Here is a 16734-nt window from a genome sequence, read left to right on the forward strand (position 1 = left end):
GATCAGTCTACGCGCGGGCGCGTCGGTCCCGGTGAGCGCTGTGAGCCGAGGACCATCGGCCGAGCCGAGGGCTCTCCGGCCCCGGGATGCCCTCGGCTCGGCCGATGCTCCTCCGCTCAGCGCCGTCCGGTGTGCAGCACCACGCGCACCAGCAGCCCGGCGGCGAGGGCCCAGAAGGCCGCGCTGACACCGAGGAAGGAGACCCCGGAGGCGGCGACCAGGAAGGTCACGACGGCGGGCATCCGCTCCCCCGGGTCGTCGATCGCCTGCTGCACCGCCGAGCCGAACGCTCCGAGTAGGGCGAGTCCCGCGACGGCCGGGATCACCGCCGCCGGGGCGAGCACCACGAGGGTCGCGAACACGGATGCCGCGGCTGCCAGCACGAGGTAGGACACCCCAGTGGACACCCCGGCGATCCAGCGCCGCGTCCGGTCCGGTCCGGCGTCCGGCCCCGCGGCGAGCGCCGCGCTGATCGCGGCGAGGTTCACCGCGTGCCCGCCTGCCGGCGCGGCGAGCGCCGTGGCGACGCCGGTCACGAGCATCGCCGGGCGCCACGGGACGCGGTACCCGAAGCTCTGCATCACCGCGACACCGGGGACGTTCTGCGACGCCATCGTGACGATGTACAGCGGCAGGGCGATGCCGATCAGAGAGCCGACGGTCACGGTCGGGACGGTCAGCTCCACGTGCGGCAGCAGCGCGGCCGCGGGCACGGAGGCTCCCTCGGCCGCCAGACCCGCGATCACGACGATCGCCGCGGCGGCGAAGGCGAGGGGCACCGCCCACCGGGGCGCGAGACGCGCGAAGACGAGCCAGGTGAGCACGACCGGAAGCACGCCCCAGGGGTTCGCGACCAGGCCCGTCACCGGAGCGAGACACAGCGGCAGCAGGACGCCGGCGAGCATCGCCTGCGCGAGGGAGGGTGGGATGCGGGCGACGATGCTCCCGAGGAGAGGCCAGACGCCGGTCAGCAGGATGAGGAGCGCCACGACGAGGAAGGCACCGACCACGGCTGCCCAGCCGCCCTCCATCGAGCCGGTGGCGGCGAGGAGTGCCGCACCGGGTGTGGACCAGGCGACCGTGATCGGCATCCGCGTCCGCCAGGACAGCAGGATGCAGGCGAGCCCCATCGTCAGGCTCAGCGCGAGCAGGCCGCTGGCCGCTTGGCCGGGGGTCGCCCCCACGGCCGCGAGCCCGGTGAGCACGACGGCGAAGGAACTCGTGTACCCGACGAGCGCGGTGACCACGCCCGCGAGGATCGGCCGTGCCGCGTCCGGGGCATCCCCTGCTCCGTCGCGGGTATGCGTCGCTCGGATCATCGCGGCCACGCTAGCGCAGTCAGGTTGCGGCCGTCGCGCGCACGTCGGCCGCACGCGCGAGCGGAGGAGCATACGCGAGCGGAGGAGCACGCACGAGCGAAGGAGCATGCACGAGCGGAGGAGCGGATGCCGCCGCACGGTCCTCCGCCGACCGGATCTCCTCCCCTCGACGGGGAACGGAGCGGATGCGGAGGGCCCGGGTCAGACGGTGACGACCTGGGCGGTGCCGATGCCCGCATCCGGGCCCATCTCGGCCGCGATGCGGTTGGCCTCGGCGATCAGGGTCGCGACGATCTCCGACTCGGGCACGGTCTTCACGACCTCGCCCTTCACGAAGATCTGGCCCTTGCCGTTGCCGCTGGCGACCCCCAGGTCGGCATCGCGCGCCTCGCCGGGGCCGTTCACGACGCAGCCCATGACGGCCACGCGGAGCGGCACGGTCATGTCCTTCAGGCCCTCCGTGACGTCCTCGGCGAGCGTGTACACGTCGACCTGTGCGCGCCCGCAGGACGGGCAGGACACGATCTCGAGCGTGCGCTCACGCAGGTTCAGCGACTGCAGGATCTGGTGCGCGACCTTCACCTCTTCGGCGGGCGGCGCTGAGAGCGAGACGCGGATCGTGTCACCGATCCCCTCGGCGAGGAGGATGCCGAAGGCCGTCGCCGACTTGATCGTGCCCTGGAAGGCGGGTCCGGCCTCGGTCACCCCGAGGTGCAGCGGCCAGTCGCCCCGCGCGGCCAGCTGGCGGTAGGCCTTCACCATCACGACCGGGTCGTTGTGCTTGACCGAGATCTTGAAGTCGTGGAAGTCGTGCTCCTCGAACAGGGACGCCTCCCAGACCGCGCTCTCCACGAGCGCCTCGGGGGTGGCCCGGCCGTACTTCTCCAGCAGGCGCTTGTCGAGCGACCCGGCGTTCACACCGATGCGGAGGGAGACCCCGGCATCCTTGGCGGCACGGGCGATCTCGCCGACCTTGTCGTCGAACTGGCGGATGTTGCCCGGGTTCACCCGCACCGCGGCACAGCCGGCGTCGATCGCCTGGAAGACGTACTTCGGCTGGAAGTGGATGTCCGCGATCACCGGGATCTGGCTCTTCTTCGCGATGATGTGCAGCACATCCGCATCGTCCTGGCTCGGCACCGCCACGCGCACGATCTCGCAGCCCGACGCGGTGAGCTCCGCGATCTGCTGCAGCGTCGCGTTGATGTCGGTGGTCTTGGTGGTCGTCATCGACTGGACGCTCACGGGGGCGTCACCGCCGACGAGCACCTTCCCGACACGGATCTGCCGGCTCTTGCGGCGAGGGGAGAGGATCTCGGGGACGCGCGGCATCCCGATGTTGACGGCTGGCACGTCCCCCAGCCTACGCCGCGCCGCCTGTACGGGGCCCGTGGCGGCCCGGGACGGCAGCTGTGCGTACCAGCCCGGGTCCGTGCATATGGTACTTTCGGCCCATGCACGCGAACCTCTCCTGGTGGCCCACCGTTTAGGCGGTGCGCGCGTGCGACACAGACCGCCCACGGGCGGTCTTCTTCGTGAGGTGGCCGCTCCCCCGACGAAAGATCCCTGATGACCGGCACCGCCGCGGAACTGTTCTCCTCGCTGGCCTCCGAGGCTGCGCCCTTCGCGCTGATCGCCCGTGACGACACCTGGGTGGAGGTGCTCCGCGGCGACGTGGTGGACGTCGATCTGCTCGCCGACATCCCGCTGACGGATGCCGACGGCACCGCCCGCGAGGTCCTCGCGCTCGTCCCGTACCGGCAGGTGCGCGAGCGCGGCTTCGTCTGCCACGACGACGGCGCCCCGCTGCGCTGCCTCGTGGTCACCTCCCACGAGCGGGTCCCCCGCGCCGACGCCCTTCACGCCCTCCCCCAGGCGCAGATCGCGCTGGGCGAGCCCGGCTTCGATCTGAGCGACGACGAGTACGCGGACATCGTCCGCACCGTGATCGCCGAAGAGATCGGCCGCGGCGAGGGCGCGAACTTCGTCATCCGTCGCGATTTCACCGCCGCCGTCGCGGCCGACGAGCGCACCGCGGCGCTCACCTGGTTCCGCGCCCTGCTGGAGCACGAGCGCGGTGCGTACTGGACGTTCGCCGTCGTCACCGACGGTCACGTCGCGGTGGGTGCCAGCCCCGAGGCGCACGTGAGCGCGCAGGCCGGGATCGTCACCATGAACCCCATCTCCGGGACCTTCCGCCACCCCGCCGGCGGCGCGACCGTCGAGACACTGAGCACGTTCCTCGAGTCCACCAAGGAGACCGAGGAACTGTTCATGGTGGTCGACGAGGAGCTCAAGATGATGAGCGCCGTCTGCTCGGACGGCGGCCGGATCACCGGGCCGCATCTCAAGGAGATGTCCCGTCTCACCCACACCGAGTACATGCTGCGCGGGACCTCCCGGCTGGACCCCCGCGACATCCTGCGGGAGACGATGTTCGCCCCGACCGTCACCGGCTCGCCGATGCAGAACGCCTGCACCGTGATCGCGCGGCACGAGGCCACCCCCCGCGGCTACTACTCCGGCGTCGCCGCGCTGTTCACCCCGAACGGCGCGACGGATGGGGTGACCCACGATCTGGACGCGCCCATCCTCATCCGCACGGCCTACCTGCAGGACGGCCGGCTGCGCGTCCCGGTCGGAGCGACCCTGGTGCGCCACTCCGAGCCGGCCGGGGAGGTCGGCGAGACGCACGGGAAGGCCGCCGGCGTGCTCGGCGCGATCGGGGCGGTGCCGCGGGATGTGGCCCCCCTGGTGGCGGAGGACCCGGATGCGCCGGTCGCCGAGCGACGCCCGCTCGCGGAGGACCCGGCCATCGCGGATCTGCTGGTCTCCCGGAACTCCCGCCTGGCTGCGTTCTGGCTGAACCCCCAGGGCGACGCGGACCTGCGACCGTTCGCGGGTCGCACCGCCGCGGTGGTGGACGCGGAGGACCGCTTCACCACCATGCTCGCCCACCAGCTGCGCCATCTCGGGCTCGACGTCACGATCGTGCCGTGGGCGGATGCCGGGAGTGCTGTGCTGGACGCGGCGGACCTGGTGGTCTCCGGCCCCGGGCCCGGCGACCCGCGCGCGGAGGACAGCGACCGCATCCGCCGCATGCGCGACGTCGTGGACCACCGGTTGCGCACCGGCCGTCCCCTCCTGGCGGTGTGCCTGAGCCACCAGATCCTCGCCGACCGGCTCGGCCTGGGACTCGCCCCGCTGGAGCGTCCGCACCAGGGACTCCAGCTGGAGGTCGACCTGTTCGGGCAGCCCGCCTCCATCGGCTTCTACAACACGTTCACGGCGCGCACCGACCCGGGCACGACGCACATCGGCGGTGCGGAGATCGCGGCCTCCCCGTCCGGGGACGTGTACGCGCTGCGCGGGGCCGGCTTCGCCTCCGTGCAGGGGCACCTCGAGTCGATCCTGTCCCGCGACGGGATGATCACCCTCGAGCGGCTGGTCGCGCATGCGCTGACCACCGCGCCGTCCATCGCGTCGCGCTGAACCGCACCGACCGGCAGGCACGTCCCCCGCAGGGCGGGGCGCCTGCCGGTCAGAAGAGCGAGATCGGGTTGACCAGGTCGGCCAGGATGAGGATGCCGCCCATCAGCCCGAGCGCCGCCACGACCACGAAGGTCACCGGGACGAGCCGCGTCGCGTCGACGGGCTTCGGGGCGGGGCGGCGGAGGATCCGCGCCCAGCCGCGCTTGAGGCCGTCCCACAGCGCCACGACGACGTGGCCGCCGTCCAGCGGAAGCAGCGGAATGAGGTTGAACACGCACAGTGCGAGGTTGAGCGAGCCGAGCAGCCCGATGATCCCGGCGACCCGGTTCAGCACGGGCGCCTCGGATGCGGCGACCTCCCCGGCGAGCACGCTCGCGCCGACGACGCTCAGCGGACCGTTCGGATCCCGCTCCTCGCCCGTGAAGAGGGTGGCGGCGGTGTCCGCGACCTTCACCGGCAGCTGGACGATGACGCCCGCCACGGCCCCGACGTTCTCCACCGCCGCCGCCGGTCCCGCCCAGATCGGCTGGCGCACGAACTCCGCCGTCGGCCGGATCCCGAGGAACCCGACGCGTTCCTCGCGGACCTCGCCGTCGGCGTCCGTGACGCTGGTGGTGATGGGCACGGGCGTCACGGTCAGCGCCCGCTCCGACCCGTCCCGCTCCACGACGACCCGGAGCGTCCGGTCGGGTGCGGCCTGGATGAGCGCCGATGCCTCGGCGAAGTCGGCGACCGGCGTCCCGTCGATGGAGACGATGCGGTCGCCCGGCTCGATACCCGCCTGGGCCGCGGGGGTCTCCGCGATCTGGCAGGTCCCGTCCGCGGCCGGGACGCAGTCGCTCAGCGACGCGACGGTGGAGGTGGCCGTCTGCACGCCGATGCCCGTGAACAACAGAGCGAACAGCACCATGGCGAACACCAGGTTCATGAAGGGGCCGCCCAGCATGATGACGATGCGCTTCCACATCGGCAGCCGGTAGAACACGCGGTCCTCGGCACCGATCATGGTCTCGTCGTTGACCGCGCGCGCGTCTTGCACCATCGTCTGGAAGAACCGCCCGCGCGCCGAACGCCGGTCCGCGCGCGCCGCCGTCCCGGCCGCGGTGATCGTCGGCGCTCCCCCCGCGGCGCGCTGCTCCTCGGCGCCGGCGGCGTCCGCTGCGTCCTGGGGTCCGGGCGGGTACATGCCCGCCATCGAGATGTAGCCGCCCAACGGGATCGCTTTCACCCCGTACTCGGTCTCGCCCCGCCGGCGCGACCACAACGTCGGGCCGAACCCGATCATGTACTGGCCGACGCGTACGCCGAAGGCCTTGGCCGGGGCGAGGTGACCCAGCTCGTGGAGGGCGATCGAGATCGCGAGCCCGACGACGAGCACGACGATGCCGATCACGAAGGCGATGATCGTCACCCGCTCACCGTAGCGGCGCTGTCTTTGAGCGAGCCGAACGCGCCGCTCCCAGGAGTGGCCCGGCATCGGTCTGGTTGAATGGAACGGATGTCGACGAGCGCTTCGAACCTGCCCCCCGTGCTCCGCCCCGAGCACCCCCCGACACGGTCACTGACCCTTCTGGCCGAGCGCTTCGGCGCCGAGGTCCGGGGCGATGCGGACGGGGTGTCGCTGCACGGCATCACCCTCGCCACGGCGGACCTCCGCCCGGGCGAGGCGTTCGTGGCGCTGCAGGGCGTGAACCGTCACGGCGCGGAGTTCGCCGTCGCGGCCGCAGAGCAGGGCGCCGTCGCGATCATCACGGACGCCGCCGGTGCGGATGCGGCCGCTGCATCCGGCCTCCCCGTCCTGGTGCTCCCGGACCCCCGTGCCCGGATGGGCGAGCTGTCGGCGTGGGTGTACGGCACGGGCCCCGAGGACGACCTGCCGATCCTGTTCGCGCCCACCGGGACGAACGGCAAGACGAGCGTCTCCCACATCCTGGAGGGGATGCTCGGCCAACTCGGCGTCGTGACCGGGCTCTCCTCGACCGCCGAGCGGCACATCGCCGGCCAGGTGATCGTGTCCCGCCTGACCACGCCCGAGGCCTCCGAATTCCACGCCCTCCTCGCCCTCATGCGCGAACGGGGCGTGGAGGCGGTCGCCGTTGAGGTGAGCGCCCAGGCCCTCAGCCGCCATCGCGTCGACGGCATCGTGTTCGACGTCGCCGCCTTCACGAACCTCAGCCACGATCATCTCGACGACTACGCCGACATGCAGGAGTACCTCGAGGCGAAGCTGCCCCTGTTCCGCGCCGATCGCTCCCGGCGTGCCGTGATCTCCCTCGATTCGGCGGCCGCCGCCGACGTCGTCGCCCGCTGCGAGGTGCCCTTCACGACCGTTGCCGCCCCCGCGATCGCGGCGGACCCCGAACTCGCCGCCACCGCGGAGTGGACCGTGGAGATCCTCGACGAGCGGCCGGACGGCACGCGCTTCGCCCTCACCGGCCCCGGCGGACGGCGCCTGGAGTCCGTCGTCCCGGTCATCGGACCGCACATGGCCGCCAATGCCGGTCTCGCGATCGTCATGATGCTGGAGGCCGGTTACGCCTGGGACCGGATCGTCGCAGCCCTGGACGGCACACGCATCGAGGCGTACCTGCCCGGTCGCACCGAGCGCGTCTCCGGCGAGCACGGACCCGCCGTGTACGTCGATTTCGGCCACTCCCCCGACGCCTTCGAGAAGACCCTCGCCGCCGTGCGGCGGGTCACCCCCGGCCGCGTGCTGATGCTCTTCGGCGCCGACGGTGACCGCGACGCCACGAAGCGCCACGACATGGGGCGCACGGCCGTGCTCGGCAGCGACATCCTCGTCGTGACCGACCACCATCCCCGCTTCGAGGACCCGGAGTCCATCCGGCGGACGCTCATCGAGGGTGCCCGGATGGCGCGACCGGACGCGGAGATCCACGAGTTCTCGCCCCCCGAACGCGCGATCACGGAGGCCGTGAAGCTCGTCGGCGAGGGGGACGCCATCCTGTGGGCGGGTCCGGGGCACCAGGACTACCGGGACATCCGCGGTCAGCGCACGCCCTACTCGGCACGGGAACTCGCGCGACGCGCACTCCGTGACGCCGGCTGGCCCGTGCCCGAGCCGCACTGGCCGGTCCCCTACCCGGCCTGACCCCGGCCCGCGGCGACGGTCCGGGGCACGCCGGACGCGGTCAGGCCGATGCGGCGATCGCCGCGTCCGCCGTGGCCCGCGCCCACTGCTCCGCCTCGGCGAGACCGCCCCGGGTCACGGCGTCAGGGGCTTCGTGCATGTCGACGACCCGCCGCACCGTGTCCAGGATGCCGGTGAAGGAGAGGCGTCCCTCGTGGAACGCGTCCACCGCCTGCTCGTTGGCCGCGTTGAACACGGCGGGATAGGTGAGCCCCGCCCGCCCCACCTGCTTGGCCAGCGCGACCGACGGGAAGGCGTCCTCGTCGAGGGGTTCGAACGACCAGGTCGTCGCCGTCGTCCAGTCCAGCGGACGTCCGACGCCGCCGACGCGGTGCGGCCAGTCCAGCCCCAGCGAGATCGGCAGCCGCATGTCCGGCGGGGACGCCTGGGCGATGGTGGAGCCGTCGATGAACTCGACCATGGAGTGCACGACGGACTGCGGGTGGACCACCACGTCGATCCGCTCGTAGGGCACGTCGAACAGCACATGCGCCTCGATGACCTCCAGGCCCTTGTTGACGAGGGTCGCGGAGTTGGTCGTCACCACCCGTCCCATGTCCCAGGTGGGGTGGGCCAGGGCCTCGGCGGGCGTGACATCGGCGAGGTCGGCGCGCGCGCGGCCGCGGAACGGGCCCCCGGATGCGGTCAGCACCAGGCGCCGGACCTCCTGCCGCGATCCCGCCAGCAGTGCCTGCGCGATCGCGGAGTGCTCGGAATCGACCGGGACGATCTGGCCCGGCCGGGCCACGGCCGCCACGAGGTCCGCGCCGACGATCAGCGACTCCTTGTTGGCCAGGGCCAGCGTGCGCCCCTCCTCGAGCGCGGCGAGGGTGGGGCCGAGGCCGACCGAACCGGTGATGCCGTTGAGCACCACGTCGGCGGGCACGTCACGCACCAGTTGCTCGGCCTCGACCGCCCCGAAGGCGGTGTGCTCGACCTGGAACTCCTCCGCCTGCGCAGCGACACCGGCACGGTCGGAGCCTGCGGCCAGTCCCACCACCTCGAACCGGCGGGGGTTCGCCCGGATGACATCGAGGGCCTGGGTGCCGATGGAGCCGGTCGAACCGAGGATGAGCACGCGTCGCATGAGGGGGTCTCCTGAGGAAGGCGCCGGCCGGTCTCAGCCGTTGATCGGGTGCTGGGTCGCGAGGATGTCCACGACGAACACGAGCGTCTCGTTCTGCAGCTCGTTGCCCTCGCTGGCCCCGTAGCCGAACTCCGGCGGCACCACGACGACCACCTGCGAGCCGACGGTCTGGCCCTCGAGCGCCTGGCGGAAGCCGTCGACGACCTGCGTGGTCGCGAAGGACGTCGGGGCGCCGCGGTCCCAGCTGGAGTCGAACACGCTGCCGTCGGACCACTTGGCGCCGGTGTACTGCACGAGCACGCTGTCACCGGGCAGGACCTCGTCGCCGTCGCCCTTCTTGAGCGTCTCGATCTCCACCGCGGTGGGAGCCTCCGCATCCGGGATCGTGATGGTCGGCGCACCGTCCTCGTCGAGCTCCACCGTGGGCGCCCCGGCGGCCGGCTCCTGCTCCTCGCCCCACGCTGCGGTCGGGGTGACGGTGAGCATGTCGATGACGTAGACGGCGGCGGCGTTGGCGTCGCTGGCGGGGAATGTCGCCACGACGCGGCTGCCCAGCGGCGAGCAGCCCAGGATCTGACCGAGACCGGTCTCGGGCGAGATCTGCTGGGGCAGGAGCTGGCCGGGCTCGTAGCCCGCCGAGTCGATCAGCTGACCGGTCTCCACGTCGTAGGCGGAGACCGCGTAGTTGAGGAATTCGCCGGCGGCGAGGTCGGGTCCGGTGCCCTCCTCCACGACGGTGCGCTCGAGGTCGGTGATCTCCAGCGGCGCGTCGAAGGCGACCGTCGGGACCGTGCCGATCTCACCGGAGACCTCGACGGCGTCGGAGGCGGATCCGGAGTCCACGACAGCCGCGCACAGATCCGTGGCCCCGGTCGCGGTGGGGCTCGCATCATCCCCTCCGGAGGAGGCGCACCCGGCGAGCGCGAACAGGGAGAGTGCGGTGGCGGCGGACAGGACGAGCGGGCGGACGCGCACGGAGGACCTCAATCGATCGGGACGGGATTGACCCCATCATTCCGCATCCGCATAGGTTCTGGCTGGGAAGCGGGCCGGACCTCCCCGCCCAGCGCGACGTCGGTCATGCACGGAGCGGAATGCGAACGGCTGTATCTTCGTGGGGTGACATCCGCGGAAAGCCCAGAGAGCGAGCGCGCCGCCCGCGACCCCGAATCCGTCGCGACCGATCCGGTCGCCGACGTCGGATTCACCTACCTGATGGGGCGGTACGTCCTCGCCCCGCTCGCCCGCCTCGCGTACCGGCCGCGCATCGAGGGACGCGCCAACGTCCCCCGCAAGGGACCGGTGATCTTCGCGAGCAACCACCTCTCCTTCATCGACTCGTTCGTCATCCCGATGTCCTCGCCCCGGCATGTCCAGTTCCTCGCGAAGTCGAGCTACTTCGACGGTCCCGGCATCAAGGGCTGGCTCTCGCGGGAGTTCTTCACCGCGCTCGGCGCGAGTCCCGTGCAGCGCGGCGCCGGCCAGGCGGCGCTCGACGCGCTCGACCAGCAGCGACGCATGCTCGAGGCGGGCAAGGCGATCGCGCTCTACCCCGAGGGGACGCGCTCGCTCGACGGGCGGCTCTACAAGGGGCGCACCGGTGTCGCCTTCCTCGCTCTGCAGACCGGGGCGCCCGTCGTCCCGGTGGGCCTGATCGGCACGAACGAGATCATGCCTGTGGGCGCCAAGTTCCCGCGGCTACGCCCGCGTGTGACGATCCGCTTCGGCAAGCCCATCGACGTGAGCGCGCACGGCGTCGCCAGTTCGGGGCGCGCGCGCCGGCTCGCCACCGACGAGATCATGGCCGCCATCCACGCCCTGTCCGAGCAGGAGCTCGCGGGTGTCTACAACGAGGTCCCGGCGCAGAACCCGATCGAGCGGATCAAGCAGGTCCTCCCCCACGAGCGCCGCTGACCACGCAGCTCAGCGCGCGGTGACCACCGCGTCGTGCCGGACCGGGAAATTGACCGAGTTCGCGATGAAGCACCACTCGTGCGCCAGCAGGTGGGCGTCCTCCGCCCGGGCGATCATCGACTCCTCGGCGACGACCACCCGCGGATGCAGGACGACCTCGGTGAAGCGTCCGGCCCCGGCGCCGTCCTCCACCATCGTCCCGCTCGCCTCGTCGTGATAGGCCACGACCACCACGCCCGCGCGCACGCAGGCGTGCAGATAGGAGAGCAGGTGGCACTGCGACAGCGCCCCCAGCAGCATGTCCTCGGGGTTCCACCGGGACCGGTCGCCGCGGAACGGCCGGTCGCTCGATCCGAGCAGGTCCGGCTTCCCGTCGATGGAGAGCGTCACGTCGCGGGAGTAGTCGCGGTATCCGCTCGTCCCGGTGCCGCGGTCGCCCGTCCAGGTCGCCTGCAGCCGGTAGTGGTGTACGCCGTTCATGCGCCCATTGTGGCACCGCCGCACCTCCCTCCTTCGGGATCGGCGCATCGCCGCCGCAGTAGGCTGGACGGATGCCGCAGACGTTCCCCGTGACCGCCGCCGTCGAGCTCGCCGTCGTCGAACGCAGCGGGTTCATCGAGTCCCGGCACAGCGGCTCCGCCGTGGTGCTCGGCCCCGACGGCATCGTCCAGGCCTCCCTCGGCGACCCGGCCGCTCCCATCCTGCCGCGGTCCACCCTGAAGCCCCTCCAGGCGCTCGCCTGTCTCACCGCCGGCGCGCCCCTGGACGGTGAGCGACTCGGGCTGGCGACGGCCAGCCACACCGGGACCGACCGGCACGTGGCGGTCGTGCGCGCCATCCTCGAGGAGGCCGGCGTGACGGAGGACGACCTCGGGTGTCCGCCCGCCTGGCCGACGGACCCCGCCACCCGGATGGAGCTCGCCCGCGACCACGCGGCGCCCGCACGCGTGCGCATGAACTGCTCGGGCAAGCACGCCGCCATGCTCCTGGCGTGCCGCGCCAACGGATGGGACCTGCCCGGCTACCTCGACCCGGCGCATCCCCTCCAGCTGCACATCCGGGAGGTCGTGGAACGGCTGACCGGCGAGAAGCCCGTCACGATCGCGGTGGACGGATGCGGAGCGCCCGTGCCCGCGGTCAGCCTCACCGGCCTCGCCCGCGCGCTGCACCGCATGGGCGGCTCCTCCGAGCGCTCCCCCTTCGCCCTGCACCGGAACGCCGCCGTCCTCATCGGGGCGGTGCGCGCGCACCCGTGGACCATCGACGGCCCGGGACGGCCGGACACGGTCGTGCTGGAGCGCACCGGCGTGTTCGCCAAGACCGGCGCGGAGGGCGTACTCGTCATGGTGGCCCCGGATGCCACCACGGTGGCGGTGAAGGTGCTCGACGGCAGCAGCCGGGCGGCGAGCGCGGTGGGGCTCCGGCTCCTCGAGCGCGCCGGCGCCGTGTCCGCGGCGGATGCGGCCAAGGCGGTGGGCGATCTCTCCCTGGATGTCCACGGCGGCGGCGCGGTCGTCGGCGCCATCCGCCCGACCGTCTGACCGGTCCGCTCAGGGCAGCGGTTTCTCCTCGACCCCCCACGGCGACCCGTACCCCTGTGGCGCGGGGGCCGCCATCAACTCCAGGAACGGCCGCGCGTCGAAGGCCTCCGGGCCGAGTACGCCCTGGCCGGTCCAGGTCCCGCGGGCGAGCAGCTCGAGCGCGATGACGGGATTGATCGCGGTCTGCCAGACCACCGCCTGCGAGTTGTACTCGCGCATCGTCACCTCGTTGTCGGCCACGTGGTAGAGATACGTCGACCGCGGGCGGCCGTCCTTGCCCGTCCCGGTCACCCACACCCCCGCACAGGTCTTGCCGGTCATGCGGTCGCCGAGCGTCGCCGGGTCGGGAAGCGCCGCCGCGACGACGTCCCGCGGCGAGACCTCCACCCCCTTGACCCGGAGGGGTTCGGTGCGGTCGAGACCCGTCTTGTGCAGCACCTGCAGCACCTGGATGAACTCGTCGCCGAGACCGTACTTGAAGGTGACCCGAGCGGCATCCGTCCAGCGGGGCATCAGCAACACCTCCTCGTGTTCCACGTTCACGCACTCGACCGGACCGATGCCCTCCGGGAAGTCGAAGACCTCGGGTTCGGAGAACGGCGCCGTCGTGTACCACCCGCGGTCGCGCTCGAAGATCACCGGGGGGTTCAGGCACTCCTCGATGGTCGTCCAGATGGAGAAGGACGGAGCGAAGTCATAACCGTCCACCACCAGGTTCGCCCCGTCGCGGACAGCCAGCTCGTCGATCCGGGAGAACAGCTCGTCCTCGGCGTAGCGGGCGAACACGTCGGACAGGCCCGGCTCCACACCGATGCCGACGAGCGCGAGGAGACCCGCCCGCTCCCACTCCGCGGCCTTCTCGAACTGCTTGTCGCCCAGCTTCACCCCGGTGCGGGCATGCGGCTCCTCCGGATGCGGCGTGGACAGACTCATCGCCATGTCGAGGTAGGTGGCCCCCGCGGCGAACGCGCCGTCGAAGATCGGCATCACGAACCTCGGATCCACGGCGTTGAGGACGTGCGTGGCGCGGTGGACGCGGATCAGCTCCGCGACGGATCCCGGATCGGACGCGTCGACCTGGGCGGACGAGAGACGGTCGTCCCGGAGCTCGTCGATGAGCGCCTGCGGCCGGGCCGGATCGTGATCCGCCACGATCAGGGCCTCGAAGAAATCCCGGCGGACGGCGATGCGCGCGGCGGCGGAGCCGACGCCGCCGGCGCCGATGATGAGGATACGCACGGATGGACTCCTGTTCGGGTGGGTCAAACCAGACCGTAGGGCCCGCGCTCACGCACGGTCAAGCAGCGCGTGCGCGCAGCCTCGGCTCCTGCCCGGGGAGCACGACGCGCACGGGTGGCTCGCCGTCGCGCAGCAGCCACGCCCGCCCGAGGCCGGGCGCGCAATAGGGCGGCGGAGTCCGGTCGCCGGTGAGGACCCGGTACTCCAGCAGACACGAGGCGTCGAGGAGCAGCTCGCCCCGGGCGCGTACGGCCTGCAGCAGCCGCCAGGACCTCTGCCACTGCTCCGGCTCCCCCACGACGGCGAACGGAGCATCCGGCGTTTCGGAGCGGCGCAGCAGGGCATCCGGATCGTCGGCGATGTCGCAGACGATCATGCCGGCGCCCTCCAGCGCTCCGCGGAGACGGCGGGTGCCGCTGCCCGCGCGCACGATGAGACCGACGACGTCCGCTGCCGCCCGCCATGTCGGCGCACCGGGTGGCGGGAGGAGGGACGGGACGGCGGTGTACCCGATCTGGACCGTGCGCCCGTCCAGCTGCGCACGTCCCGCGGGCGCCTCGGCGTCGAACCGCGCCGGATCCGCGCCTGTGGAGACGTGGTCGAGACGGGAGGACATCCGCAGCACCGCTCGGCGCGGCAGCAGTTCGGCGATGCGGGCGGACGGCCCGCCGACGCGTCCCGTGGACGCGACCACACGCAGCCCCCTGCCCCGTCCCGTACGGCAGAGATGCTCGAGCATCGCCGCCGCGGCGGCTGCGTAGTCGGGCGGAAAGCCCGCCAGGGCGACATCGAGATCGTCCAGGACGACGACGGTGCCCTCCGGCGCACTGCGGGCCGTCAGCTCGCACAGGCGGTCCCACAGCACCTCCGGGTCGCTCGGGAGGCAGCGTACGGATGCGGGATCGAGTTGGGCGGCGATCGTGGCGAGCAGGGTCGATTTCCCCGAACCCGGACCACCGACGACGAGGAGCCCGGGATCGCGGTCCCGGAGACGGACGGCGACCCGGCGCTGCTGCTCCGGGTCGTCCGCGAGTCCGATCAGCGGTTCCGTCGTCCGCGCGCCCTCGGTGAGGTCCTCGAGTGGGAGGTGCGCGGGGAGCGCCGGCTGCCAGGGGGCGCGCGGCACCGGCTCCCCCGCACGGGCGGTGCGGATGCGATCGATGTCCGCGACGCGGGTGCGCGCGATACGTGCGAGGGCGGGGGCGTCGTCCGCGGCCCGGCGGATCAGCGCCAATCCGCGTCCCGCCGCATCGCCCGGGAGTGCGGCCGCGGCATCCGTCCCGAGCGCGTATCTGCTGTCGGCCGGGTCCGTCACCCGCAGACCGATGCGCAGTGGGCAGTTGGCCATCAGCGCCTCGCGGATGACGCCCGTGGCGCGCTGAGTGCCGAGGATCAGGTGCATCCCCAGCGCGCGCCCCCGCGCGGCCACATCCCCGAACACCGCAGCGAGGTCTCGGTGCCCTTCCAGGAGCGCCGCCAGCTCGTCCACGACGATCACGAGGCGCGGCATGTCCACTCGGGGATCATCGATGTCCCGGGCCCCGGCCGCGGAGATGACCGATTCACGATGGCGGATCTCCGCACGCAGGCTCCGCAGGGCGCGTTCCGCTCCGGCTCCGTCGAGATCGGTGAGCACGCCCGTCACGTGCGGCAGGCCGGCGAGGGCATCGAACGCGGTACCGCCCTTGAAGTCGGCGAGCAGGAAGACCACGTCACGCGTGGACCGCGCCGCGCACAGCCGGGCGATCCAGGTGATGAGCAGTTCGCTCTTGCCCGCCCCCGTCATGCCGGTCACGACGGCGTGCGGCCCGTCCTCGACCAGGTCGATCCCCACTGCGGCCGTACCGTCGTGCCCGATCCTCACACGCAGCCCACCGGCGGCGTGGTCCTCGCCCAGCGCACCGAGGTCCACCTCGGCCGGCAGGGTCTCCGGGGCACGGACGGCGGCTGCGCGGGCCGCGAGCGCATCGGCGATGCGCACCGCCTGCGCGTGGCCGAGCGCCTCCACCCGCACGTCCGCGCCGGCACCGGCGTACTCCAGGCGTGCGCTGTCCACGCCGGTGAGGGTCAGGACCGCCGCGCAGTGCGGCGGCGGGACCGCGTCCGGCGGGATGGCCAGGACGGCCGCGTCGCCCGGTGCCCTGCCCGCGGCAGCGCGCGGGTCCAGATGGCAGATCGCCGGCGCCGCAACGTCATGGGGCACCCGGTCCGCCCACTCGCCGCCTCCCGGGGCGCCGCGCACCTGCAGCCGCCCCGGCGGCAGGCTCGCGCACAGTTGCAGGACCAGGGCGCGGGCCACGGCCGTCGCGGGCACCACCGGGCCCACCACGGCGACCCCCGCCGCCATCGGCACCACCACAGGGGCGTCGGCGAGATGCCCGGCCAGGGCCTGCAGCGCACGTCCCAGGTCGTCGTCGTCCGCGTCCACCCGGGTCGAGCTCGGGACCACCCCGTGACCCACGACGAGCGTGCCCTCGCGCCCCGGCACGGGACGCCAGATCTCCTGCGGTCTCGCGAGGTATCCGAGCAGCCCCGGGTGCCGGGAGCACAGCACGCCCCGTTCGCGCTCGTGGCGGCGCGCGATCTCCGCCTCGATCCGCCCGCGTGCCCGTTCCCGCTCGGCCGTCACGGTCCGCTGCTCCCGGCGCGCGACCCGGCGCCCGTCGAGCAGGGTCCCGGCGACGATCAGCGGCCCGAGCGCGGCGAACCACAGTGCCATGGGCGCGCCGGTCATCGCCCACATCCCCAGCGCAGCGGCGACGGGGGCCAGCGCCGCGATCCACGGCACGGCGGTGCGCCTGACCGGCGCAGGCGCCGGAGGCACCACGAGCCGTTCTTCCGGGGGCTCCGTGGCGGGGCGGAACGGGGCGGCGGTCGAGAGGGGTGGCGACGCGGGAACGGGGGTGAACACCCCATCAGTGAACCGAGTCGCGCGTTGCCGCTCACGCCGGCCGGAGCAGCGCGGCACGATCCGGGCGGCGGCGATCCTGG

Annotated in this window: 12 protein-coding genes; 4 read left to right on the forward strand and 8 right to left on the reverse strand. The window is 72.8% G+C overall.

Going from position 1 to position 16734, the window contains the following annotated elements; translation table 11 throughout:
* Positions 1 to 116: 116 nt before the first annotated feature.
* Together F6J84_RS10565 and ispG are read right to left on the reverse strand one after the other, a co-directional pair.
* On the reverse strand, positions 117 to 1319 hold the full coding sequence (locus F6J84_RS10565; RefSeq protein WP_150973589.1) for a benzoate/H(+) symporter BenE family transporter: 1203 nt from the start codon (positions 1317 to 1319) through the stop codon (positions 117 to 119).
* A gap of 201 nt (positions 1320 to 1520) precedes the next feature.
* On the reverse strand, positions 1521 to 2651 hold the full coding sequence (ispG, locus tag F6J84_RS10570) for a flavodoxin-dependent (E)-4-hydroxy-3-methylbut-2-enyl-diphosphate synthase (protein ID WP_150974779.1): 1131 nt from the start codon (positions 2649 to 2651) through the stop codon (positions 1521 to 1523).
* Positions 2652 to 2888: 237 nt separating this feature from the next.
* On the opposite strand from ispG, the gene F6J84_RS10575 reads away from it, so the two are divergent.
* Complete coding sequence (locus F6J84_RS10575) at positions 2889 to 4811, forward strand: chorismate-binding protein (protein ID WP_150973591.1); 1923 nt, start codon at positions 2889 to 2891, stop codon at positions 4809 to 4811.
* A 49-nt stretch (positions 4812 to 4860) separates the two neighbouring features.
* On the opposite strand, the gene F6J84_RS10580 is transcribed toward F6J84_RS10575, so the two are convergent.
* Positions 4861 to 6222: a M50 family metallopeptidase gene (locus F6J84_RS10580; protein ID WP_150973593.1), complete on the reverse strand. Its 1362-nt coding sequence runs from the start codon at positions 6220 to 6222 to the stop codon at positions 4861 to 4863.
* 87 nt (positions 6223 to 6309) lie between these two features.
* On the opposite strand from F6J84_RS10580, the gene F6J84_RS10585 reads away from it, so the two are divergent.
* Positions 6310 to 7923 (forward strand): Mur ligase family protein, encoded by a 1614-nt coding sequence (locus F6J84_RS10585; protein ID WP_191905643.1) that lies wholly within the window; start codon positions 6310 to 6312, stop codon positions 7921 to 7923.
* A 40-nt stretch (positions 7924 to 7963) separates the two neighbouring features.
* Here F6J84_RS10585 and F6J84_RS10590 read toward each other — a convergent pair whose 3' ends face one another.
* Positions 7964 to 9049 carry a 1-deoxy-D-xylulose-5-phosphate reductoisomerase gene (locus F6J84_RS10590; protein WP_150973595.1) on the reverse strand — a complete coding sequence of 362 codons (1086 nt, stop codon included), beginning with the start codon at positions 9047 to 9049 and terminating at the stop codon, positions 7964 to 7966.
* 33 nt (positions 9050 to 9082) lie between these two features.
* A complete protein-coding gene (locus F6J84_RS10595) occupies positions 9083 to 10024 on the reverse strand; it encodes an FKBP-type peptidyl-prolyl cis-trans isomerase (protein WP_150973597.1) in 942 nt (313 codons plus the stop codon).
* 105 nt (positions 10025 to 10129) lie between these two features.
* Between F6J84_RS10595 and F6J84_RS10600 the strand changes: the two genes are divergently transcribed.
* Complete coding sequence (locus F6J84_RS10600; protein ID WP_150895510.1) at positions 10130 to 10963, forward strand: lysophospholipid acyltransferase family protein; 834 nt, start codon at positions 10130 to 10132, stop codon at positions 10961 to 10963.
* 9 nt (positions 10964 to 10972) lie between these two features.
* Here the strand turns inward: F6J84_RS10600 and F6J84_RS10605 are convergent, their stop codons facing one another.
* The gene (locus F6J84_RS10605) at positions 10973 to 11443 is read right to left on the reverse strand and encodes an OsmC family protein (RefSeq protein ID WP_150973599.1); all 471 of its coding nucleotides are present in this window, start codon (positions 11441 to 11443) and stop codon (positions 10973 to 10975) included.
* A 71-nt stretch (positions 11444 to 11514) separates the two neighbouring features.
* Here F6J84_RS10605 and F6J84_RS10610 point away from each other — a divergent pair, with 71 nt between their 5' ends.
* On the forward strand, positions 11515 to 12504 hold the full coding sequence (locus F6J84_RS10610) for an asparaginase (RefSeq protein WP_150973601.1): 990 nt from the start codon (positions 11515 to 11517) through the stop codon (positions 12502 to 12504).
* A 9-nt stretch (positions 12505 to 12513) separates the two neighbouring features.
* Here F6J84_RS10610 and F6J84_RS10615 read toward each other — a convergent pair whose 3' ends face one another.
* Positions 12514 to 13743: a saccharopine dehydrogenase family protein gene (locus F6J84_RS10615; RefSeq protein WP_150973603.1), complete on the reverse strand. Its 1230-nt coding sequence runs from the start codon at positions 13741 to 13743 to the stop codon at positions 12514 to 12516.
* A 58-nt stretch (positions 13744 to 13801) separates the two neighbouring features.
* Positions 13802 to 16654, reverse strand: a complete 2853-nt coding sequence (locus F6J84_RS10620; RefSeq protein WP_150973606.1) for an FtsK/SpoIIIE domain-containing protein — start codon at positions 16652 to 16654, stop codon at positions 13802 to 13804.
* Positions 16655 to 16734: the final 80 nt, after the last annotated feature.

Source organism: Microbacterium caowuchunii (assembly GCF_008727755.1).
GTDB lineage: Bacteria > Actinomycetota > Actinomycetes > Actinomycetales > Microbacteriaceae > Microbacterium > Microbacterium caowuchunii.

Excerpts from the sequence above, each read along its gene's own strand:
- F6J84_RS10565 (WP_150973589.1), bottom strand. The coding sequence starts at position 1,319 with ATGATCCGAGCGACGCATACCCGCGACGGAGCAGGGGATGCCCCGGAC.
- ispG (WP_150974779.1), bottom strand. The coding sequence starts at position 2,651 with ATGCCGCGCGTCCCCGAGATCCTCTCCCCTCGCCGCAAGAGCCGGCAG.
- F6J84_RS10575 (WP_150973591.1), top strand. The coding sequence starts at position 2,889 with ATGACCGGCACCGCCGCGGAACTGTTCTCCTCGCTGGCCTCCGAGGCT.
- F6J84_RS10585 (WP_191905643.1), top strand. The coding sequence starts at position 6,310 with ATGTCGACGAGCGCTTCGAACCTGCCCCCCGTGCTCCGCCCCGAGCAC.
- F6J84_RS10590 (WP_150973595.1), bottom strand. The coding sequence starts at position 9,049 with ATGCGACGCGTGCTCATCCTCGGTTCGACCGGCTCCATCGGCACCCAG.
- F6J84_RS10600 (WP_150895510.1), top strand. The coding sequence starts at position 10,130 with ATGCACGGAGCGGAATGCGAACGGCTGTATCTTCGTGGGGTGACATCC.
- F6J84_RS10605 (WP_150973599.1), bottom strand. The coding sequence starts at position 11,443 with ATGAACGGCGTACACCACTACCGGCTGCAGGCGACCTGGACGGGCGAC.
- F6J84_RS10610 (WP_150973601.1), top strand. The coding sequence starts at position 11,515 with ATGCCGCAGACGTTCCCCGTGACCGCCGCCGTCGAGCTCGCCGTCGTC.